We start from the raw sequence: 20,677 nt of genomic DNA, 5'->3' as shown, positions 1-20,677 counted from the left end.
CGGCGTCAGAGCCGGTGGACCCGGCCCTGGCCGACGGCCAGCGGATGGCGCCCGGCGGCCAGGATCCGCACCCCGGGCGCGAACGTGAGCAGAGCCCGCAGCCAGTCGAGTGCCTCGGCGTCCAGATGACCGCTGTCGTCCAGGACGAGCAGCATGTCCCGCTCCGCGAGCCACGACGCGGCACGCGCCGTCCCGCACACCGGGAACGGCATCCCCGGCCCGCGGCCCAGCGCGGCCACGAGCTCGCGCAAGCCGGTGTGGTGCTCCAGGGCGACGACCGCCGTGCCGTCGCAGAAGTTGGACGAGATGCGGTGCGCGATCTCCCGGACCAGCACGCTCCGCGGCGCGCGGAAACCGGCGGTCACGGTCAGCACCCGGCCCCGGCGGACGGCGGTGAGCAGCCGGGACAGCTCGGTGGACGTCGTCGGCAGCGTTCTCGCGCCGCCGGGTGCGCCGCCGGGTTCCCTCATCGGCACGATGCCCCCATTGCATGCGTGACCAAGGCACGGCACAGGGTTGTTTCAAGCCGCGTGTCGCTGATTATGCGTCAGTTCTGGTGTGAGGCCAGGGGAATGTCGGATTCCGTGGAAATGGACCCCCGCCGCGACCCGGTCAGGCCCAGGCGGGCCGGTGCGGTGCCGTGGGAAGGAGGCCGGGCAGCGGCGGCGGTGTCGTCGACCGGCCCGCGTGGTGCCACTTCAGGTCCTCCTCCCGGTACCGCCGCGTCTTCTCGTGCCAGCCGGCGATCGCGGCCATCCACCGCTTCAGTTCCTCGGCGTACCGGTCCAGCGCGGCCCGGGCCGCCGCGTCCAGTCCGTGGTCCGCGTACATCACCGGGAACTCCTTCTCCAGCACGTGCTCGAACTGCTTCATCCGCGAGGTCATCAGGTCGTTCACCACGCCGAGCGCGGTCGGGTAGTCGCAGTCGAAGAAGGTCTCCGTGACCACCACCATGTTGTGCGCCTCGGCCTCGTACTCCACCTCCTTCTGGTACGAGTACACGTCGTTCATCAGCGCCGAGTAGTCGAAGGCGGCCGCCTCCAGGGACTGCACGGCCGCGCTCTCGTAGACCTCCGGCGGGACGACGTCCAGGTGCGTCATCCGGCCCAGGGCGATGGTCATGGGCGAGCCGAAGGTCACCCTCCGCATCTCCAGGTAGTCGACCGGGTCCGGTACCCGGCGGGCGGCCTGGTTCTCCAGCTCCCAGTGCCAGCTGTCCAGCACCCGGTCCATCGCGGTACGGAACATCCGCCGCTGGCCCTCGGACATCGGGGTGACCGTGCGCCGCCACAGGTCGGCCAGGCCGCGTTCCATGGCGTTCGCCGGAGCCGAGGGCGGCGGCGCCAGGTCCAGCGGCATGAAGGAGCGCAGCCGTGCCCTCTGCGCGGCCGCCCCGGCCAGATCGCCGATGGCCCCGAAACGGCGCGGGTACAGGTCGTCGGCGTACGTGCCCCAGCTCAGCCAGGCCGCGCTGATGTCCAGGGCCTGCGCCGAGGACTCGGGGTCGATGCCGGCCGAGCACAGCGCGAAGTCGTATCCGGCGGCCTTCGCCTCCCACCAGTAGCCCTCGTCGAAGAACCCCATCTCGCGGTTCCACGCGAGGAGCCGGGCCCGGGCGCCGGGCAGGTGCGGATTGAGGGGGACCGAGTACGGAAGGTAGAACTCCGGGATCACCGACGGGCCCACCGGGCGCGGGACGTGGCGGTGCCGGCGCGTGCGCTGGCCGCCCCCGGGAAGGCCGAGCAGTGCCTTGACGCAGAGCGCCGCCGTGCCCAGCCCCGAGGGGCCGCCGGGCAGCCACCGCGGCGCCTCGGCGCGCTCCTCGCCGTCGACGCGGCCGTTCATGTAGCGGCTGGAGCGCATGTGCCATTCGTGGCCGCCGGACTGCCAGTCCTGGAGCCCGCGGGTGTACGTGAGCACCGCCAGGACCTCGGCCGGGTCCAGGCCCGCCTCCGCGATCATCGGGGGCAGTTCGGCGAAGAAGGTGTGCTCGAACTGCTGGAGCCGGGAGGTGAGGAGATCGTTCAGCCGGTCCGCGGCCTCCTGGGTGGTGCAGCCGAAGAACGTCTCCAGCACCAGGACCCCGTTGCTGAGTTCGCCCTCCTCGCCCACCTCGCGCTCGTACGAGAACAGGTCGTTGCGCAAGTGCACCGCGTCGGAGAAGCAGTCGCGCAGGACGCGCAGCGGCCGCTCGGCGGAGACGGCGGCGGGCACCTCGGCGCCGGTCGCGTGTTCGATGATCCCGGCCGACCAGGGTGCTCCGCCGACCTTGCGGCGCTGCTCCACGTACTCGACCGGATTGGCGACGCGGCCGATGCTGATGTTGTCGAGCTCCCACAGCGACTCCGTCAGCAGGTTGCGGGTGCTGCGCGAGAAGCGGGTGATCCAGTCCGCCGAATGTCCGGGGACGGTACGGGTCCACAGGTCGGCGAGCCCGGCCTCCACCGGGTTCGCCGGCCGCGGTACCGACGCTTCCGGGTCCTCGGGCATGAAGAGGGCGAGGCGCTCCAGCGCTTCCCGCCCGGCGGCCCGGTCCCCGGAGCGTTTGAAGACCTCCAGGAACCAGTCGTCGAAGAAGAACACCCACACGTACCAGTCCGTGACCAGGGAGAGCATCGGCCCGTCGCACTCGGGGTGGGTGTACGCGCAGAGCAGGGCGTAGTCGTGCGCCTCCAGGTCGGCGAGGTCCCACACCCCCGAACCCTCCAGCATTCCGAGGTCGCGGGCCCACGCGCGGGCGTGGGCCCGGGCCTCCTCCAGGTGTGGATTGAGGCGGGCGGGGTGCGGGACGTAGAACTCGGGCAGCTCGAAGGGCTGTTGGCGGACCGGTTTGTCCTGCTGTTGCCGTTGTTCGGTGCTCATGGTCCGGCCGCCCTCAGTCCTCGAAGCGGGAGATCTCTACGTTCTCCAGCACCCCGACGGCCTCCGGAACCAGGATCGCCGCCGAGTAGTAGGCGGTCACCAGGTAGGAGATGATCGCCTGCTCGCTGATGTTCATGAACCGGACCGACAGGCCCGGCTGGTACTCGTCCGGCAGGCCGGTCGGGTGCAGGCCGATGACCCCCTCGTTGTCCTCGCCGGTCCGCAGGACCAGGATCGAGCTGGTCCGCTCCTTCGTCACCGGGATCTTGTTGCAGGGCAGCAGCGGGATCCCGCGCCACGAGGGCACCTTGTGCCCCTGGAAGTCGACGCTGTCCGGGTACAGGCCGCGCCTGCTGCACTCCCGGCCGAAGGCGGCGATGGTGCGCGGATGGGCCAGGAAGTACTGCGATCCGCGCCGCCGGCTGAGGAGTTCGTCCAGGTCGTCGGGGGTGGGCGGGCCGGTGCGGGGGTAGATCCGCTGCTCGTAGTCGGCGTTGTGCAGCAGCCCGAACTCGGGATTGTTGATCAGCTCGCTCTCCTGGCGCTCCTTCAAGGCCTCGATGGTCAGGCGCAGTTGCTGCTCGGACTGGTTCATCGGGTGGTTGTAGAGGTCGGCGACGCGGGTGTGCACCCGCAGCACGGTCTGGGCGACGCTGAGCTCGTACTCGCGCGGGCTCAGGTCGTAGTCCACGTACGTGCCGGGCAGGAACGGCTCGCCGACGTGGCCGGAGGACAGGTCCACGGCGTCGCTGCCCTTGCGGCCGACGCGTTCGGCCTCCAGGTAGGCCTCGGCGTGCCGGCGCAGGGCGGGTGAGGCGTTCAGGGAGGCGTCCCAGTCGCCGCGGTTGTAGGTCATCGTCACCACGTCGGTCTGGGCCCGGGCGGTGAACTCCCAGCGGGAGTCGGGCAGGGGGTGGTGGCCGAAGTGGTCGCCGTCGCTGAGGACGTCGAGGCTGGCCTCCTCCCCGTAGGCGCTGGTACCGATCCGCTCGATGCGGCCGTGGGCGATGAGGTAGATCTTGTCTACGGGCTCGCCCTGCCGGACGATGACGTCGCCCTTGCGGAACTCCTCCTTGACGAACCGGTCGGCGATCGACGCGACCACCGCGTCGTCGGGGAAGTGCCGCAGCATGCCGAGCTCGCGCAGCATGGCCGGGATGACGCGGAGTTCGGTGCCGGTCTTCACGAAGCTGATGCGCCCGTCGCCGAGGGTGTAGCTCACGGTGCGGTTGACGCGGTACGTGCCGCCGCCGGTCTGCACCCAGGGCAGGATCCGCAGCAGCCAGCGCGAGCTGATGCCCTGCATCTGCGGGGCGGACTTGGTGGTCGTCGCCAGATTCCGGGCGGCCTCGGTGCTGAGGCTCTGCCGGGCGGTGGCGGTCAGGCGCGCGGCGGCGCTCTCTTCGGTGGCGGCCGGGTCGACGGACATGAAGGTCTTCCTCTCGGTCAGTCTTCCTGAGGGGCAGTGCCTCCGCGGCGGGCCCAGAGGGGGTCGCGTACGGGGGTGATCGGAAGGGGAGCTACCGCTCCCGAGTGATCTGCCGTGCTCCCGCACGCCACCGGATACGCGGTGTGACCGTGTGCCCCCGTGTGCACACGTCTTAGTTAGGGGCAGGGCGGCCTCACCCGGTACATCCGTTCCGGCCCCTCCCTGTTGAATGTCCAACCGTGTTGAAACGCTGGACACCTGTACGAGATGGGTGGTTCTCATCGCCAAGCGTGAACCCAACGGACGACTGCGCACTCTCCTCGCCAACGCTCGCTGGAGCGGCCAGGACTTCGCCCGCGCCGTGAACGGCGTGGCCGCCGAAGCCGGCCTCACCCTCCGCTACGACCGGACCTCCGTTTCCCACTGGCTCGCGGGCACCCGTCCGCCGGCCCACGTCGTCGCCCTCGCCGCCGAGGCGCTGAGCCGGCGGACCGGGCGGCGGGTCAGCGCCGCCGAGACCGGACTCTCCCGGCACTCCGGACCCGGGACGCGGGACAGCCCCGGTGGCGAACCGCCGGGCGTGGACGCTTTCGCCGCGGCCTCGCCGGAGGCCGGGGCGCGGCCCGACCTGGGGGCCGGGCTGCTCGGCGAGATACCCGTCTACTCCTCCGCCTGGCGGCCGCCCGGGCCGGGGCCGGAGCCGGGGCCGGAGCCGGGACCGGTATCGGGGCTGGTGCCGGGGCTGGAGACGCCTCCGCCGCCGACGTCCGCCGGCCAGGGGGGCCGGGACCGGATCGGCCCGCACCACGTGGAGGCCGCCGACGCGGTCCTGCCCGTCTTCCGCAACGCCGACATGATGTTCGGCAGCGGACACGCCCGCCCTGCCCTGATCGCCTACCTCACCACCACCGTCGCCCCCTGGCTGCGGGCCGACGCGTCGCCCTCGGTACGCCACCGGCTGCTCGGCAGCACCTCCCGGCTCGCCTACACGGCCGGGTTCCTGTGCTTCGACAGTAACCAGCAGGGGATGGCCCAGGCCTACTACCGGGCGGCGCTGCGGCTCGGCCGGGAGGCGGGGGACCCGCGGTGCCACGCGCCCGCGCTACGGGGGATGAGCGTGCAGGCGCACCACCTGGGCCACCGCAAACAGGCCCTGGAGCTGGCCGAGGCGGCGGCCCGCGAGGCGCCCCGGCTCCCGGACGTGCAGGCGGCGTTCGTCACCGGACAGCTGGCGGTCGCCGAGGCCGCCTGCGGCGACCGGCGCGCGGCACTGGCGCATCTGACCGGCGCGGAACGGATGCTGGAGCGGGCCGGGGGACAGTCCGCGCCCATCGGGGACTACCACCGGGCGGCGCTCGCCCACCAGCAGGCGGAGGCCCTGGCCGCGCTCGGGGACATCAAGGGCGCCGTCGCCGCACTCACCTCCTCGCTGCGGCACCGGCCGCCCGCCGAGCGCAGGGCCCGGGCGATCACGGCGGCCCGGCTCGCGGAACTCCACCTCCAGCGCGGGCACCTGGAGCGGGCCTGCGCGGCATGGCACGAACTGCTTGACACCGTCCCGCAGTTGGAGTCGGCGCGGGTGGCCGATGCGCTGCGGCGGATGCGGGGCCGACTGCGGGCGGTGCGCGCGAGCGGGGTGGTACGACCGCTGCTGGAGCGGGCCGGGGTGTCCTGAGGGTCGTACATGCGTGCAGAGGTTCAACTCCGCGGGATTTTCAACACGGGCGGTGCCGCCGCGGGTACCGGTGCCCGGGCCCGCGCCGCACTGTCGTTGCCATGCAGAAGTACTCGCCCACTTCCGCCCCCGCTCCGCCAGCCCTCGCTCCGCCCTCCGCCCCCGCTCCGGCCCTCGCCCCACTCTCGGCCCCGGCTCCATCCCCGGCTCCCGCTCCGCCCCCGGACCGGCCGTCGGGGCCGTCCCGCGCCGTGCTGCTGGAGCGGCTGCGCGGTGGCCCCGTCGGCTTCGGCACCGCCTCCCTCCGGGTCCCGCCCCCCTCCCGGCCCCACCGCCCGGCCGCCTCCCGGCCCGACGCGAGCGGCGCCGGGGGGAGCGGGGCGGCGGTGCCCGAGCTGTACTGCCCGCCGCCCCTGCGCGAGGACGAGGCCCTCGCCCGCGAGATCGACGACCGGCTCATCGCCTGGGCCGAGCGGACCGGCCTCTACGAGGGCCGGCTCGACGACGTACGCGCGCTCTCCCTCGGCCGGTACTTCATGCTGTCCTTCGCCCACGTCCACGACCCCGACCGGCTGCTCGCCCCCGCCAAGTGCACCCTCGCCCAGTGGGCCTCCGACGACTACTACTGCGACGACGACTCCACCGGCGCCGACCCGCTGCGCATCGCCACCAACCTCTCCCTCGCCCATGCCGCCATCGACCCGGCCTACCTCCCCGCCCGCTACGCACCCGGCCTCGAAGAGACCATGCGCGCCGACCCGGTCCTCGTGGCCTTCCGCTCCAGCGCCGCGCACCTGAAGCAGTACGCCAGCTGGTCCCAGATCACCCGCTACCGCCACGAGATGGCCGCGCTCTTCTCCGGCTACACCGCCGAGGCGGGCTGGCGCGTCACCGGCCGCACGCCCTCGGTCCAGGAGTTCCTGGCCGTCCGCCAGGACAACAGCTTCATCCCCGTGATGGTGATGCTCGACGCGGCCGGGGGCTACGAACTGCCCGTCGAGACCTACGCCGACCCGCGCGTGCGGGGCGCCCTGCTGAAGGCCGCCTCCGCCAGCGTCATCGTCAACGACCTCTACTCCATGCACCGCGAGGACCGGAGCGCGGCCGTCAACTACAACCTGCCCGCCCTCATCGCGGCCGAGGACGGCTGCACCCGCGAGGAGGCGGTCCGCTTCTCCGCCGACATCCACGACGAGCTCGTCCACGCCTTCGAGGACGAGTCAGCCGCGCTCGCCGCGGCCGGCTTCCCGCCGCTGACCCGCTACCTGGCCGACGTATGGGCCTGGCTCGGCGGGAACCTCGCATGGCACCGCACCTCCGCCCGCTACAACGCCGAGCCGGCCACCGGCAGTGGCCCGACGCAGGAAGGGACTCCGGCATGACCACACCCGAATCCACCGCGCCCCCGACCGAAGCGGCCGCCGACGCGCGGCAGCGGGCCCTGAGCACCGCCGCCGCCCGCAACCTCGCCACGACCACCAAGTCCGCGCCCCAGATGCAGGGCATCAGCTCCCGCTGGCTGCTGCGGATGCTGCCCTGGGTGAACGTGACCGCCGGCACCTACCGCGTCAACCGCCGCCTCAGCCACGCCGTCGGCCGCGGCCGGGTCTCCTTCGTCCAGGCCGGCGCCGACGACGTGAAGATCCTCGCGCCCACCCTGGCCGAACTCCCCACCCTCAAGGGCTTCCAGGAGGAGCGGGTCCTCACCGACCTGGCCGCCCGTTTCGTCCCCCGCCAGCTGCGGGCCGGCGACACGCTGGTCGAGGCGGGCACCCCCGTCGAGGAGGTCTTCGTCATCGCCCACGGCCGCTTCGAGAAGCGGGCCCCGGGCAAGTACGGAGCCATGGACCTCCTCGGCGTCGCCGCGGACGGCGACCAGCTCGGCGACGACGCCCTCGGCGCGCCCGGACCGATCTGGGGCTACTCCGTGGTGGCCACCACCGCCGCGACCGTGATGGTGCTGCGCTGGCGCGCCTTCCAGGAGGTACTGGACCGCTCCGCCGGGCTCCGCGCCCACCTGGAGCGGTACGTGGAGAACGGCCGCCTCCCCGTCAACCGGCGCGGCGAGGCCGACATCGAGCTCTCCTCCGGCCACGAGGGCGAGCCCGTCCTGCCCACCACCTTCGTGGACTACGACCTCACCCCGCGCGAGTACGAGCTCTCGCTCGCGCAGACCATCCTCCAGGTCCACACCCGGGTCGCCGACCTCTACAACGACCCCATGAACCAGTTCGAGCAGCAACTGCGCCTGACCGTCGAGGCGATGCGCGAGCGGCAGGAATCGGAGCTGCTGAACAACCGGGAGTTCGGGCTGCTGCACAACGCGGCCTACGAACAGCGCATCAGCACCTGGTCCGGCCCGCCCACCCCCGACGACATGGACGACCTGCTCAGCATGCGGCGCGGCACCAGGTTCTTCCTGGCGCACCCCAGGACCATCGCCGCCTTCTTCCGCGAGTGCAACAAACGCGGACTCGCCCTCGACACCACCCAGGCCGAGGGGCGGACCGTACCGGCCTGGCGGGGCGTCCCCGTCCTGCCCTGCGGCAAGATCCCGATCACCGGCGGCCACACCAGCTCCATCCTCGCGATGCGTACGGGAGAGGACAGCGAAGGGGTCATCGGACTGACCCAGACCGGCATCCCCGAGGAGTACGAACCCGGCCTGAACGTCCGCTACATGGGCATCGACCAAAAGTCGATCATGTCCTACCTGGTGAGCGCCTACTACTCGACGGCGATCCTCGTTCCCGACGCCATCGGAATCCTGGAGAACGTGAACATCGCGGCCGCCCGCTCCTGATCCGCGAGCCGCCCTTCCCCCACCACGAACGGAGTCCGGCATGACCACCTCCCAGGAGACGCGGGCCGCCCGGGAAACGCGCGAAGCCGAAGAGGCGGACGGGGTCCTCGCCAGCCGCTACCAGCGGTCCGTCGCCGACTACTGGAACCAGGAGAAGAACCCGGTCAATCTCCGCCTCGGCGAGATCGACGGCACCTACCACCACCACTACGGCATCGGCGACGCCGACCGGTCCGTCCTCGACGGCCCGGAGGAGGGCCGCCACGACCGCGTCATCCGCGAACTGCACCGCCTCGAATGCGCGCAGGCCGACCTGCTCGCCGAGCACCTCGGCGAACCGGGCCCCGGGGACCGGGTGCTGGACGCCGGCTGCGGCCGCGGCGGCGGCAGCTTCGTCGCCAACCTCCGCTACGGCTGCCGGGTGGACGGCATCTCCATCTCCGAGGCCCAGGTGGCCTTCGCCAACGACCAGGCCAAGCGGCGCGGAGTCGAGGACATGGTCCGCTTCCACTTCAAGAACATGCTGGACACCGGGTTCGAGACCGGATCCATGAGCGCGATCTGGAACAACGAGAGCACGATGTACGTCGAACTCTCGCTGCTGTTCGCCGAGCACTCCCGCCTCCTGCGCCGCGGCGGCCGCTACGTGACGATCACCGGCTGCTACAACGACGCGTACGGGCTCCCCTCCAGGGCCGTCAGCGAGATCAACGCCCACTACATCTGCGACATCCACCCGCGCAGCACGTACTTCAAGGAGCTCGCCGCCCACCGCCTGGTACCCCTGTCGGTGGTCGATCTGACCGCCGCGGCCATCCCGTACTGGGAGCTGCGTGCCCGGTCCTCCGTGGCCACCGGCATCGAGAAGTCCTTCCTCGACGCCTACCGGGGCGGCAGCTTCCAATACCTGCTGATCGCGGCCGACCGGGTGTGAGGCGGAGGCGGACCGGTGCGGTGGGCCACTCTGGGGCGATTGGCCCTCCCGGACCGCGCGGGCACCCCGCACGCTTCCGAGGACCACCGCACCGCATCCCGGAGGAGCATCGTGACCCAGCCGAGCAGCGAGTCCCAGAGCGCGCCGCCCGCCGCGCCGCCCGCCGCGCCGTCCGTCGCCAGAGGCCCGTCCGTGTTTCCGGGCGGTCCGGGGCTCTTCCGCCTGGACCCGGGTACCGCCCACCTCAACCACGGTTCGTTCGGAGCCGTTCCGGTCCCCGTCCAGGAGGTCCAGGCCAGGCTGCTCGACGAGGCGCACGCGGACCCGGACGCCTTCTTCACCGCCGCGGCCGAGCGGATCGCCGCCGCCCGCGGCCGGATCGCCGTGCACCTGGGGGCCGAGCCCGACGGGATCGCGTTCATCTCCAACGCCACGGAAGGCGCCAACCTCGCGCTGGACGCCATCCCGCTGGCCGACGGTGACGAAATCCTGGTCACCGACCACGGCTACGGCACCGTCGTGGCGGCCGCCGCCCGCCGGGCCCCCGTCACCACAGTGTCGCTGGACCCGCGGCTGCCCGACGAGGACGCCGTACGGGAGGCCGTGCTGGCCGGCGTCACAGCTCGTACCAAGGTCGCCGTCCTCGACCACATCAGCTCGCCCACCGCCCGGCTCATCGCCACGCCCGCGCTCCTCGCCGATCTCGCCGCCCGCGGGATCACCACCGTCGTCGACGGCGCCCACGCCCCCGGCATGCTCGCGGACCCGCTCGCGGGCGGCGCCGACTTCTGGTTCGGGAACCTGCACAAATGGGGCTACGCCCCGCTCGGCAGCGCGATCCTCGCCGTCGGCCCGCGCCACCGGGGCCGGGTCCGGGCGCTGGTGCCCTCCTGGGAGGACGCGCACGGCTTCCCCCGCTCCGTCGAGTACCGCGCCACCGCCGATTACACCGGCTGGCTCGCCGCCCCCGAGGGCCTGGACCTGCTGGAGCGTCTCGACGCCGCGAAAGTACGGGCGCACAACACCGCCCTCGCCGCCCACGGAGCGGCCCTGCTCGCCGAGATCCCCGGGCTCACCCCGCTCCCGTACACCGAGGGCCTGGCCATGCGCGCCCTGCGGCTGCCGCCCGGATGCGCCGACACGCGGGAGGGCGCCCGCGCCCTGCGCGAGGAGCTGGCGGCGCGCTCGCGCGTCCGGGTGCTGATCTGGCCCTGGCCTGGCGGCGGCGGCATCCGCGTCTGCGGCCAGATCTACAACCGGCCCGAGGAGTACGAACGCCTCGCCGCCGCCCTCCCCGCCTACGTGGGGTGAGGGCGGCGGCGCCGGGGTGGGGCGGCGGCCCCGGGGTGCGAGGGCGGCCTGCTCAGCCTCGCCTGAGCAGGTACGTGTCCATGATCCAGCCCTTGCGGGCGCGGGCCTCGGTCCGCAGCTCCTCGATCCGGCCGGCGACCTCCGCCAGCTTCCCCGAGACCAGGATCTCGTCCGGGGTGCCCACGTAGGCCCCCCAGTAGATGTACAGGTCCTGGTCGAGGTGGGCGGTGAAGGCGTGCCGCGCGTCCAGCATCACCACCACGTCGTCCACGTCCCGCGGCCAGCCTTCCGCGAGGCGCCGGCCGGTGGTGATCTGGACCGGGCGGCCGACCCGGTTCAGGTGGGTGCGGTGCCGGGCCAGCAGCGAGGAGATGCTGCTGATGCCGGGCACGACCTCGTGCTCGAACGCCACCCGGCCCCGCTCCAGCACCTCGTCGAGGATGGCGAGGGTGGAGTCGTACAGCGAGGGGTCTCCCCACACCAGGAACGCCCCGGTCTCTCCCTCCGCCAGATCCTCGGCGATGAACCGCTCGAAGATCTCGGCGCGCGCGCTGCGCCAGCCGTCCACCGTCGGGGCGTAGTCGGCCGGGGTCCGGTCGCGGTCCGGATCGCGGCCCTCCACGAGCCGGTGGCCGGGGCGGGCGTGCTCGTCGAGCATCGCGCGCCGCAGCCCGGTCAGGTCCGCCTTCTCCTCGCCCTTCTCCAGGATGAGGAATGCGTCCGTGGCACCGATCGCCTTGACCGCCTGGAGGGTCAGGTGGTCCGGGTCGCCCGCGCCTATGCCGATCACTGAGAACTTCTTCACCCGGCTATTCTGCCCGTCATGCGTGTCGCCCTGTTCGTCACCTGCGTCAACGACGCGCTGTACCCGCGGACCGGCATCGCCGTCGTGCGTCTGCTGGAGCGGCTCGGCGTCGAGGTGGACTTCCCGGCGGGCCAGAGCTGCTGCGGCCAGCCGCAGTACAACACGGGCTACCGGCACGAGACCGAACCGCTGCTACGACGTACCGCCGAGGCCTTCGCCGGATACCCGTACGTGGTCACCCCCTCCGGGTCCTGCGCCGCGATGATCCGCGAGCACTACCCCCGGATCGGCCGGAAGGCGGCGGCCGAGGGCCGGGGCGCGGGGCTCGCCGAGGCCGCGGCATCCCTGGCGCCGAGGGTCTACGAGCTGACCGAGTTCCTGGTGGACGTGCTCGGCGTGACCGACGTGGGCGCGTACTTCCCGCACACCGTCACCTATCACCCGTCCTGCCACGGCCTGCGGAGCCTCGGGCTCGGGGACCGGCCGCGCAGGCTGCTCGCCGCCGTCAGGGGACTGAAGCTGGTGGAACTGCCCGACGCCGAGGAGTGCTGCGGCTTCGGCGGAACCTTCGCCGTCAAGAACCCGGACGTGTCGGCCGCCATGGGCACCGACAAGACCGGCAACGCCCGGGCCACGGGCGCGGAGGTGCTGTGCGGCGCCGACAACTCCTGCCTGGCCCACCTCGACGGCCTGCTGCGCCGGGCCGGAGCCCCGCTGCGCGCCCTGCACCTCGCCGAGATCCTGGCCGCCACGGAGGAGGAACCGCTGCGATGACGGGTGTCGATCTCGGCATGCCCGCGTTTCCCGACGCGGCCCGCGAAGCGGTACGGGACGACGTACTGCGCGCCAACCTCCGCCGCGCCACGCACACCATCCGCGACAAACGGGCCCGGGCGGTCGCCGAACTGGCGGACTGGGACCGGCTGCGCGCGGCCGGCAAGGCCGTCAAGGACCACACCCTGCGCCATCTCGACCGCTACCTGATCCAGCTGGAGGAGGCGGTGACGGCGGCGGGCGGCACGGTCCACTGGGCGGCCGACGCGGAGGAGGCCAACCGGATCGTGACCGGCCTGGTCCTGGCGACCGGCGAGCGGGAAGTGGTCAAGGTCAAGTCCATGGCCACCCAGGAGATCGGCCTCAACGAGGCCCTGGAAGCCGCCGGGATCGCCGCGTACGAGACCGACCTCGCCGAGCTCATCGTGCAGCTCGGACACGACCGGCCCTCGCACATCCTGGTCCCGGCCATCCACCGCAACCGCGCCGAGATCCGGGACATCTTCCAGGCGGAGATGGGCGGTTGGGGCCGCCCGGCCCCGGACGGCCTCGGCGACGACCCGCGCGAACTCGCCGAGGCGGCGCGCCTGCACCTGCGCGAGAAGTTCCTGCGGGCCAAGGTCGCCGTCTCCGGCGCCAACTTCATGGTCGCGGAGACGGGCACCATGGTCGTCTTCGAGTCCGAGGGCAACGGCCGGATGTGCCTGACCCTGCCCGAGACCCTGATCTCGGTCGTGGGCATCGAGAAGGTGGTGCCGACCTTCCGCGACCTGGAGATCTTCCTCCAGACCCTGCCGCGCTCCTCGACGGCCGAGCGGATGAACCCGTACACGACGATGTGGACCGGGCTGGGCCCGTCGCGAGGGGCGGACGGCGACGGGCCGTCCGCCTTCCACCTCGTCCTCCTCGACAACGGCCGCACCGACACCCTCGCCGACGAGGTCGGCCGCCAGGCCCTGCGCTGCATCCGCTGCTCCGCCTGCCTCAACGTCTGCCCGGTGTACGAGCGCGCGGGCGGCCACGCCTACGGCTCGGTCTACCCGGGCCCGATCGGCGCCATCCTCAGCCCCCAACTCCGGGGCACCGGCAGCGAGATCGACGCCTCGCTGCCCTACGCCTCCACGCTGTGCGGGGCCTGCTACGAGGTCTGCCCGGTCGCCATCGACATCCCGGAGGTCCTGGTCCACCTGCGCGAACGGGTGGTCCAGGGCGGCCCGGTGACCCGCGAGGGCATCCGCGTACGCATCCGCCCGGCGCGGGGGCACGCCGCCGAACGGGCCGCGATGCGGGCCGCCCGACGGCTGCTCGACCACCCGGGCGCGCTGCGCGCGGGGGAGCGGCTGCTGGCCCGGGCCCGACGGCTGCGGCCGCGCCGGCTGCCGGGGCCCGGGCGGGCGTGGACGGACAGCCGCGAGCTGCCGGAGCTGCCGGCGGAGTCGTTCCGCGACTGGTGGACGCGGGAGCGGGGAGCGGGTGGGGTGGAGGGCCGGAGAGAGGGCCTTGGCGAGGGCCTTGGCGAGGGCCGGGGGGAACGCCGATGAGCAGCAGGGAACGCGTCCTGGGCCGGATCCGCCGGGCGGTCGGGCCCGAGGCCGGACTCGAAGGGGACATCCCGCGGAACTACCTCCAGGTCCACGGCAGCCGCACCCCGGCCGAGACGGCGGACCTCCTCGCCGCCCACCTCAGCGAGTACCGGGCGAAGGTGCACCGGGCCGACGAGGACGGCCTCCCGGAGCTGCTGACGCGGTTGCTCGCCGAGCGGGGCGCACGGTCGCTCCTCGTACCGGACGGGCTGCCCCCGTACTGGCTCCCGGCGGCGGGCCCGGTCCGCGTCCAGGACCGGGCCGCGTCCACCCCGTACGAACTGGACGCGGTGGACAGCGTGGTGACCGGCTGCGCCCTGGCGATCGCGGAGACCGGCACGATCGTCCTCGACGGCGGCCCCGGCCAGGGCCGGCGGCGGATCACGCTGATCCCGGACCACCACATCTGCGTGGTGCGGGTCCCGGACCAGGTGGTGGACTCGGTCCCGCGGGCGCTGCCGCTCCTGGACCCGGCCAGGCCCCTGACGTGGATCTCCGGCCCCTCGGCGACCAGCGACATCGAGCTCGACCGGGTGGAGGGAGTGCACGGCCCCCGCAGCCTGGAGGTGATCCTCCTCGGCGCACAATAAGGGCATGCCATCCCACATCGCCCTCACCGCCCTCGTGGTCCACGACTACGACGAGGCCATCGACTTCTACACCCGGGCCCTCGGCTTCGACCTCGTCGAGGACACCCCGCGGCCGGACGGCTCGCGCTGGGTCGTGGTCCGCCCGCGCGGGGCCTCCGCATCGGCCGCATCGGCCCTCCTGCTGGCCCGCGCCAAGGACGACGCCCAGCGCTCCCGCGTGGGCGACCAGACGGGCGGCCGCGTCGGCTTCTTCCTCCACACGGACGATTTCGTGGGGGACCACGCCCGGATGACCGCCGAGGGCGTCCGCTTCCTGGAGGAGCCGCGCCACGAGACGTACGGCTCGGTCGCCGTCTTCGAGGACCTCTACGGCAACCGCTGGGACCTCATCCAGCCGGCCGTCTAGGGGGTGTCCGGCGGGCCGCCGGTGAGCCGGGGCGCCTCGGCCGCGGCGTCGATGTGCTCCCCGGCCTCCACCCGCCCCGCCAGTTCCCGGGCCCACCGGACCAGCTCCGCCACGTGGATTCCGTACGCGTCCCCCCGCTCGGCCAGGGCGCCGGCCCCGCGCCGCAACAGGCGCGCGCCGCCGACGGCGTTCCCGCGCGCGGCGTGCGTCAGCCCGACGGCCAGCTGCGCGAGCCCCTTCCACAGCGGAGCCTCGGCCTCCGGGCCCGACTTCCAGGCGTCCTCGAACACCTCGTGGGCGTGGAAGGGCAGCCCGCCGTCCAGCAGCCGCTGCGCCTCCCGGACGGTCTCCGGGGGCGTCCGGACCATGCCCTCGGGCTGGCGCTCGACCCCGGCCTCCCCGTACGGCAGCGGCCGCCCCAGCCCGTCCCTGGGCCGCGCGCTCCGCGCCCGCCCGTCAGCATCCCGATCCCGTGCGTTCACCCCCTCATCCTCCCTCCCGCCGATTACCGGTGCATGCACACCCCTCGCCGTGGGGTAATGTTCTGCATGTGCCGCCGGGACGTCGGAAGCACAACGGGACGTGGCGCAGCTTGGTAGCGCACTTGACTGGGGGTCAAGGGGTCGCAGGTTCAAATCCTGTCGTCCCGACTCGAAAGAGTCGCAGATCAGGGGCCGTTTCAGAGCAATCTGAAACGGCCCCTTGATCGTTTTCGGGGACCACCTCGTGGGCCGAGCGCGCGTTGCTGATGAAGCGGGACTTGGCCCCGTAGCGTCGGGACAACGGTCGGACGAGTTCGGGGCCTTCGAGTCGGCAGTGCACCCCGACCACGCCTTCGCCGCGCCGTCTGGTGGTCGTGCCTGGAGGCGGGCGCTGCCGCGCAGAACGATCTCGGCGGGGCGGGCGGTCGGGGCGGTGGTCAGGATCGGCCCGCGGAAGCCGTCCGGACCAGGCCCGACAGGTAGCCGCAGTGGTCCAGGTGGGCATGGGTGACGACCACCGCGTGGAGGTCGGAGGCGTCTAAGCCGGGCTTCTCCCAGTTGCGGCGGCGCAGGTCCGCGAAACCCTGGAAGAGGCCGCAGTCGACAAGGATGCGGGCGCGGTCGCTCTCGACCAGGAGAGACACAGGAAAGGCCGACGTCATGAAGGCACTCGTCTTCCAGGGCCCCGGACAGACCGCATGGCAGGACGTACCGGACCCGGGCATCAAGGACGCCGCCGACGCGATCATCCGCGTCGACGCCGTCACCGTCTGTGGCCGCTTCTGCCGCGAGGGCCATTACGGCCAGTGCCGCGGGGGCGGCGGCTGGGTACTGGGGCGGACGTCGTGATCGAGGCCGTAGGCGTGCCCGAGGCCTTCGAGATGTGCCGCCGGTCGGCTGCCGTCGTCCTCGCTGATCACCCACCGCTTCGAGCTGGGCCAGATGGAGGAGGCGTACGACGTGTTCTCCCGCGCCGGCGACACCGGCGCCCTCAAGGTGGCGCTCGGCGGACCCCGGCACGACGTCATCACCGTCGCGCACACGCAGCCGTAACACCGAGAGGACATGAGGACCCATGAACAGGACCCGCCCCGGACCGGTCGCCTCGCAGGCGCCGGCCGGACGCACCGACCTCGGGCGGCGCATCGCCACCCGCCGCGAGGAACTCGGCCTCAGCCGGAAGGAATTGGGCGAAAGCTGCGGGGCCGACACCACGTATGTCGCCTACCTGGAGGAACACGCGGCGGCACCGGCGATCGGCTCCCTCGTACGGATCGCCGACGCCCTCGGGATGACCGTCGCGGAACTCACCGGCGCCACGACCGACCATCCGCCCGGCAGGGGCACAGCGGCGCTGGACGCCGAGCTGGTCGAGCTGTCCGACGGCGAGTGCCGACGGCTGCTCTCGACGCACGGCGTCGGGAGGATCGCGGTGATCACCCCGCAGGGTCCGGCGATCTTCCCGGTCAACTACGTGGTGGCGGGCCGGGACATCGCCTTCCGGACCTCCGGTGACGCGGTGCTCGCGCGGGCCGCCGGCACGGAAGTGGCCTTCGAGGCCGACCACATCGACGATGTCACCAGGCTGGGCTGGAGCGTCCTGGCCGTGGGCGAGGTGGAAGGCGTCACCGATGCCTGGGAACTCGCCCGGCTCGATGCCGTCGCGTACTCGCTGCCCTGGGCCGGTGGACCGCGCACGCACTGGATGAAGGTCACTCCGACCCGGATCACAGGCCGCCGTGTGGTGCGGCGGTGAATCCGCTGCGCGCCGTGGTCCTGGACACCGACGGGGTGCTGCTCGACTCCGCTGTGCTGCACGCCGCCGCGTGGAAGGCCGCCTTCGACGGCTGCCTCGACGCCTGGGCGGCCGACGCCCGTACGGACAGGCAGCTCCCCTTCGACGCGGAAGGGGAGTACCGGGAGCTGGTGGACGGCAAGCCCCGGCTCGCCGGCGCGCTCGCCTTCCTGACCGCCCGCGGCATCGCGCTGCCGCCGGGCACTCCCGCGGATCCACCGGGCTGTGACACGGTGTGGGCGGTCGCCGCCCGCAAGGAGCAGGCGTTCACGGCAGCGCTCCAGGCGGGAGACGTACAGGCTTTCCCTCAGGCTTTTCCTGAGGTCCGGCGGGTTCTGGAGACACTGCGGGCACGGGGGACGCGGTGTGCCGCCGCGTCGGCGTCCCGGCACGCCCGCCCCTTGCTGGAAGCCACCGGGCTGGCCGGCCTCGTCGACGTACTGGTGGACGGCACGGATGCCGAACGGCTGGCCCTGGCGGGCAAGCCGGACCCCGCCCTGTTCCTCGAAGCGGCACGGCGGCTGCGCGTCGCCCCCGCCGACGCGGCGCTGGTCGAAGACGCCCTGGCCGGGGTGGAGGCAGGCCGGCGCGGCCGTTTCGGCCTGGTGGTCGGCCTCGACCGGACGCGCGACACCGCCGCCACGGCGGCCCTGCGGGCCCACGGCGCGGATGTCGTACTCGCTGACCTCACCGCCCTCGTCGGCGCCGTCACCGGAGCGCGGCCGTGAGCACCTCCCGGTCCTGGTCCTGGACCTGGACCTTCGACCGCTACGACCCGAAGACCGAGCGGGTGGTCGAGGCCCTGTGCACCCTCGGCAACGGCCGCTTCGCCACGCGCGGAGCCGCCCCCGAATCGCCCGCCGACGCGGTCCACTACCCCGGCACCTACGCGGCAGGCTGCTACAACTGGCTCCCCTCACAGGTCGCGGGCAAGCAGGTCGGCAACGAGGACATGGTCAACCTCCCCGACTGGACCCGCCTGCGCTACCGCTGTCTCCCCGATGCCGGACCGGCGGGGGACTGGCTCACCCCCGACGACCCGAGCCTGCGCCACCACCACGTCGCGCTGGACCTGCGCGCGGGCACCCTCACGCGCCGCATGCTCTTCCAGGACGCCGACGGCCGCCGGCTCGGTGTCACCCACACCCGGCTCGTCGACATGGCGGACCCGTACCTCGCCGCCCAGCAGAGCACCTTCCGCGCGTACGGATGGCGCGGAATCATCGAGATCCAGTCCCTCCTCGACGGCGACGTCACCAATGCCGGCGTCGAGCGCTACCGGGCCCTGAACGGGCGCCACCTCACCGGCCACCGCGCCGGCGTCGGAGCGGACGGCGTCGCCTGGCTCTCCTGCGAGACCCTCTCGTCCCGCATCCGTATCGGCATCGCGGTACGCACATCCTCCAGGCCGCTTGCCGCCGTGGCCCTGAGCTGCACCAAAGCGGCGACGGCGCAGACCTTCCGGTTGCCGATCTCCCGTGGTCACCCCGTCGTCGTCCTCAAGTCCGCAGCCCTTTGCACCTCTCTGGACCGCCCCGCCGGCGATCCGCTCGCGTCCGCGGTCGAACACGTCACGCACGCACCGGACTTCGCGACCACGCTCGCCTCCCAGAAGGCCGCCTGGGAACACCTGTGGAGCCAGGGCGAAGTGAAGGTGCCCGGTGAGGCGGGCCGCATCCTGCGCCTGCACGCCTTCCACGTCCTGCAGACCCTCTCCCCGCACACGGCGGAGCTCGACGCCGGCGTACCCGCACGCGGGCTGCACGGAGAGGCGTACAGGGGCCACGTCTTCTGGGACGAGCTGTTCGTCCTGCCCTACCTCACCCTGCACTTCCCCGAGGTGGCACGCTCCGTGCTCATGTACCGCCACCGCCGCCTGCCCGCGGCCCGTGGCGCGGCGCGGCGGGCCGGTCGGCCGGGTGCGATGTTCCCCTGGCAGAGCGCCGGTTCGGGGCGGGAGGAAACGCAGACGCTGCATCTCAACCCGCGATCCGGCCGCTGGCTGCCCGACCACTCGCACCTCCAGCGCCACGTCGGCTCCGCCATCGCCTGGAACGTCTGGCGATACGCCCAGACCACCGGTGACACCGGCTTCCTGTACGGGCCCGGCGCCGAACTGCTCCTGGGCGTCGCCCGCTACTGGGGAGCGGTCGCCGACTACGACACCGACCGGGAGCGCTACCGGATCCGCGGTGTCCTGGGCCCGGACGAGTACCACGACGCCTATCCCGGGGCTGCGACACCGGGCATCGACGACAACACCTACACCAACGTCACCGCCGCATGGGTGCTGGCCCGCGGCCTCGAACTGGCCGCCGAGCTGCCGCCGTCGCGCAGGCGCCAGCTTGAGCAGCAGCTCGGCCTCCAGGCAGAAGTGCTGACGCGCTGGGAGGACGTTTCGCGCCGCCTCTACGTACCCTTCCACCCCTTCCACCCCGTCCACGGCGATGTCATCAGCCAGTTCGAGGGCTACGGCGACCTGGCCGAGCTGGACTGGCACGCGTACCGCAGCCGTTACACGGACATCCGCCGACTCGACCGGATCCTGGAATGGGAAGGCGACACGGTCAACCGCTACCAGGCGTCGAAGCAGGCCGACACCCTCATGCTCGGCTACCTCTTCCGTCCCGCCGAGCTTCACGAGATCTTCTCCCGGCTCGGCTACCGGCTCGACGATGACCTCTGGCGGGCAACCGTCTCGTACTACCTACAGCGCACGAGCCACGGATCGACGCTCAGCAGCCTCGTCCACGGCTGGATCCTCGCCAGCCAGAAGGGCCCCGACGCCTGGCGGTACTGCGAGGAAGCCCTGCTCGGCGACGTGATGGACATCCAGGGCGGCACCACCGGCGAAGGCATCCACCTCGGAGCCATGGCCGGCACCCTCGACCTCATCGAACGGGGCATCGCAGGACTGGAGGCAGGCCCGGACGGCCTGCGCATCGACCCCGCCCCGCTGCGGGAGGTTCCGCGCTGCACCTTCACGGTCGACTGCCTGGGCCACCGGGGCATCCGCATCCGGCTCCTCCCCGGCAGGCTCGGCATCGCCGTGCCGGATTCCCGTACCGCGCAGCCCCTTCCGCTGCACCTGCCCGGCGGCCGGCTCATGACCGTGCCGGCCGGCGAGCAGCGCTGGTTCCGGCTGGACGCCTCGGCCGCGCCGTGACGTGACTTCCCACGCCGCCCCCCTCGACCTCGACCGCGGGGACGCCGACCGCGCAGCCCTCT

18 protein-coding genes, 1 tRNA gene and 1 pseudogene are annotated in these 20,677 nt (G+C 72.7%); 14 read left to right on the top strand and 6 right to left on the bottom strand.

What is annotated here, in order from left to right:
* Window positions 1–5: 5 nt before the first annotated feature.
* From MTF65_RS06425 to MTF65_RS06415, 3 genes are all read right to left on the bottom strand, one after another.
* Window positions 6–476: a hypothetical protein gene (locus tag MTF65_RS06425; RefSeq protein WP_243627203.1), complete on the bottom strand. Its 471-nt coding sequence runs from the start codon at window positions 474–476 to the stop codon at window positions 6–8.
* Window positions 477–612: 136 nt separating this feature from the next.
* Window positions 613–2,862 carry a terpene synthase family protein gene (locus MTF65_RS06420; protein ID WP_243627202.1) on the bottom strand — a complete coding sequence of 750 codons (2,250 nt, stop codon included), beginning with the start codon at window positions 2,860–2,862 and terminating at the stop codon, window positions 613–615.
* Window positions 2,863–2,875: 13 nt separating this feature from the next.
* Window positions 2,876–4,291, bottom strand: coding sequence for a family 2B encapsulin nanocompartment shell protein (locus tag MTF65_RS06415; protein ID WP_243627201.1), 1,416 nt, complete (start codon window positions 4,289–4,291; stop codon window positions 2,876–2,878).
* Window positions 4,292–4,520: 229 nt separating this feature from the next.
* Between MTF65_RS06415 and MTF65_RS06410 the strand changes: the two genes are divergently transcribed.
* The 5 genes from MTF65_RS06410 (at window position 4,521) to MTF65_RS06390 (ending at window position 11,014) form a co-directional block, all read left to right on the top strand.
* Window positions 4,521–5,966: a hypothetical protein gene (locus tag MTF65_RS06410; RefSeq protein ID WP_243627200.1), complete on the top strand. Its 1,446-nt coding sequence runs from the start codon at window positions 4,521–4,523 to the stop codon at window positions 5,964–5,966.
* Window positions 5,967–6,067: 101 nt separating this feature from the next.
* Window positions 6,068–7,348 (top strand): family 2 encapsulin nanocompartment cargo protein terpene cyclase, encoded by a 1,281-nt coding sequence (locus MTF65_RS06405; RefSeq protein ID WP_243627199.1) that lies wholly within the window; start codon window positions 6,068–6,070, stop codon window positions 7,346–7,348.
* Complete coding sequence (locus tag MTF65_RS06400) at window positions 7,345–8,769, top strand: family 2B encapsulin nanocompartment shell protein (RefSeq protein ID WP_243627198.1); 1,425 nt, start codon at window positions 7,345–7,347, stop codon at window positions 8,767–8,769. The genes MTF65_RS06405 and MTF65_RS06400 overlap by 4 nt, the downstream gene beginning before the upstream one ends.
* 40 nt (window positions 8,770–8,809) lie before the next feature.
* Entirely contained in the window at window positions 8,810–9,703 is an 894-nt protein-coding gene (locus tag MTF65_RS06395) for a geranyl diphosphate 2-C-methyltransferase (RefSeq protein WP_243627197.1), read from the top strand.
* A gap of 111 nt (window positions 9,704–9,814) precedes the next feature.
* Complete coding sequence (locus MTF65_RS06390) at window positions 9,815–11,014, top strand: aminotransferase class V-fold PLP-dependent enzyme (RefSeq protein ID WP_243627196.1); 1,200 nt, start codon at window positions 9,815–9,817, stop codon at window positions 11,012–11,014.
* 52 nt (window positions 11,015–11,066) lie between these two features.
* On the opposite strand, the gene cobF is transcribed toward MTF65_RS06390, so the two are convergent.
* On the bottom strand, window positions 11,067–11,819 hold the full coding sequence (cobF, locus tag MTF65_RS06385; RefSeq protein ID WP_243627195.1) for a precorrin-6A synthase (deacetylating): 753 nt from the start codon (window positions 11,817–11,819) through the stop codon (window positions 11,067–11,069).
* 18 nt (window positions 11,820–11,837) lie between these two features.
* Here cobF and MTF65_RS06380 point away from each other — a divergent pair, with 18 nt between their 5' ends.
* Genes MTF65_RS06380 through MTF65_RS06365 form a run of 4 tightly spaced genes read left to right on the top strand, consistent with a single transcriptional unit; the run spans window position 11,838 to window position 15,172 of the window.
* Window positions 11,838–12,593, top strand: a complete 756-nt coding sequence (locus tag MTF65_RS06380; RefSeq protein ID WP_243627194.1) for a (Fe-S)-binding protein — start codon at window positions 11,838–11,840, stop codon at window positions 12,591–12,593.
* On the top strand, window positions 12,590–14,134 hold the full coding sequence (locus MTF65_RS06375; protein WP_243627193.1) for a lactate utilization protein B: 1,545 nt from the start codon (window positions 12,590–12,592) through the stop codon (window positions 14,132–14,134). Before MTF65_RS06380 ends, MTF65_RS06375 begins: the two co-directional genes overlap by 4 nt.
* Entirely contained in the window at window positions 14,131–14,766 is a 636-nt protein-coding gene (locus tag MTF65_RS06370) for an LUD domain-containing protein (protein WP_243627192.1), read from the top strand. The genes MTF65_RS06375 and MTF65_RS06370 overlap by 4 nt, the downstream gene beginning before the upstream one ends.
* Window positions 14,767–14,770: 4 nt before the next feature.
* Window positions 14,771–15,172 (top strand): VOC family protein, encoded by a 402-nt coding sequence (locus MTF65_RS06365; protein ID WP_243627191.1) that lies wholly within the window; start codon window positions 14,771–14,773, stop codon window positions 15,170–15,172.
* Here the strand turns inward: MTF65_RS06365 and MTF65_RS06360 are convergent.
* The gene (locus MTF65_RS06360) at window positions 15,169–15,654 is read right to left on the bottom strand and encodes a DUF309 domain-containing protein (protein WP_243627190.1); all 486 of its coding nucleotides are present in this window, start codon (window positions 15,652–15,654) and stop codon (window positions 15,169–15,171) included. The genes MTF65_RS06365 and MTF65_RS06360 overlap by 4 nt on opposite strands.
* Window positions 15,655–15,748: 94 nt before the next feature.
* Between MTF65_RS06360 and MTF65_RS06355 the strand changes: the two genes are divergently transcribed.
* Window positions 15,749–15,822, top strand: a tRNA-Pro gene (locus MTF65_RS06355).
* A gap of 269 nt (window positions 15,823–16,091) precedes the next feature.
* Here the strand turns inward: MTF65_RS06355 and MTF65_RS06350 are convergent.
* Complete coding sequence (locus MTF65_RS06350; RefSeq protein ID WP_243627189.1) at window positions 16,092–16,298, bottom strand: MBL fold metallo-hydrolase; 207 nt, start codon at window positions 16,296–16,298, stop codon at window positions 16,092–16,094.
* A 16-nt stretch (window positions 16,299–16,314) separates the two neighbouring features.
* On the opposite strand from MTF65_RS06350, the pseudogene MTF65_RS06345 reads away from it, so the two are divergent.
* The 4 genes and pseudogenes from MTF65_RS06345 to MTF65_RS06330 all read left to right on the top strand — a co-directional run bounded on the left by MTF65_RS06345 (window position 16,315) and on the right by MTF65_RS06330 (window position 20,615).
* Window positions 16,315–16,707 (top strand): annotated as a pseudogene (locus MTF65_RS06345) (hypothetical protein).
* 22 nt (window positions 16,708–16,729) lie between these two features.
* Window positions 16,730–17,410 (top strand): pyridoxamine 5'-phosphate oxidase family protein, encoded by a 681-nt coding sequence (locus MTF65_RS06340; RefSeq protein ID WP_243627188.1) that lies wholly within the window; start codon window positions 16,730–16,732, stop codon window positions 17,408–17,410.
* Entirely contained in the window at window positions 17,407–18,177 is a 771-nt protein-coding gene (locus tag MTF65_RS06335) for an HAD family phosphatase (RefSeq protein ID WP_243627187.1), read from the top strand. Before MTF65_RS06340 ends, MTF65_RS06335 begins: the two co-directional genes overlap by 4 nt.
* A complete protein-coding gene (locus MTF65_RS06330; RefSeq protein ID WP_243627186.1) occupies window positions 18,174–20,615 on the top strand; it encodes a glycoside hydrolase family 65 protein in 2,442 nt (813 codons plus the stop codon). Before MTF65_RS06335 ends, MTF65_RS06330 begins: the two co-directional genes overlap by 4 nt.
* Window positions 20,616–20,677 lie beyond the last annotated feature (62 nt).

The sequence above is a fragment of the Streptomyces sp. APSN-46.1 genome (assembly GCF_022815725.1).
GTDB lineage: Bacteria > Actinomycetota > Actinomycetes > Streptomycetales > Streptomycetaceae > Streptomyces.
Note: the sequence above shows the minus strand (reverse complement) of the source record. Positions and strands in the feature narration are given on the sequence as shown.

What these genes read in the sequence shown, in the direction of transcription:
- MTF65_RS06420 (WP_243627202.1), bottom strand. Translation starts at nt 2,862, where the DNA reads ATGAGCACCGAACAACGGCAACAGCAGGACAAACCGGTCCGCCAACAG.
- MTF65_RS06415 (WP_243627201.1), bottom strand. Translation starts at nt 4,291, where the DNA reads ATGTCCGTCGACCCGGCCGCCACCGAAGAGAGCGCCGCCGCGCGCCTG.
- MTF65_RS06410 (WP_243627200.1), top strand. Translation starts at nt 4,521, where the DNA reads ATGTCCAACCGTGTTGAAACGCTGGACACCTGTACGAGATGGGTGGTT.
- MTF65_RS06405 (WP_243627199.1), top strand. Translation starts at nt 6,068, where the DNA reads ATGCAGAAGTACTCGCCCACTTCCGCCCCCGCTCCGCCAGCCCTCGCT.
- MTF65_RS06400 (WP_243627198.1), top strand. Translation starts at nt 7,345, where the DNA reads ATGACCACACCCGAATCCACCGCGCCCCCGACCGAAGCGGCCGCCGAC.
- MTF65_RS06395 (WP_243627197.1), top strand. Translation starts at nt 8,810, where the DNA reads ATGACCACCTCCCAGGAGACGCGGGCCGCCCGGGAAACGCGCGAAGCC.
- MTF65_RS06380 (WP_243627194.1), top strand. Translation starts at nt 11,838, where the DNA reads ATGCGTGTCGCCCTGTTCGTCACCTGCGTCAACGACGCGCTGTACCCG.
- MTF65_RS06375 (WP_243627193.1), top strand. Translation starts at nt 12,590, where the DNA reads ATGACGGGTGTCGATCTCGGCATGCCCGCGTTTCCCGACGCGGCCCGC.
- MTF65_RS06370 (WP_243627192.1), top strand. Translation starts at nt 14,131, where the DNA reads ATGAGCAGCAGGGAACGCGTCCTGGGCCGGATCCGCCGGGCGGTCGGG.
- MTF65_RS06365 (WP_243627191.1), top strand. Translation starts at nt 14,771, where the DNA reads ATGCCATCCCACATCGCCCTCACCGCCCTCGTGGTCCACGACTACGAC.
- MTF65_RS06340 (WP_243627188.1), top strand. Translation starts at nt 16,730, where the DNA reads ATGAACAGGACCCGCCCCGGACCGGTCGCCTCGCAGGCGCCGGCCGGA.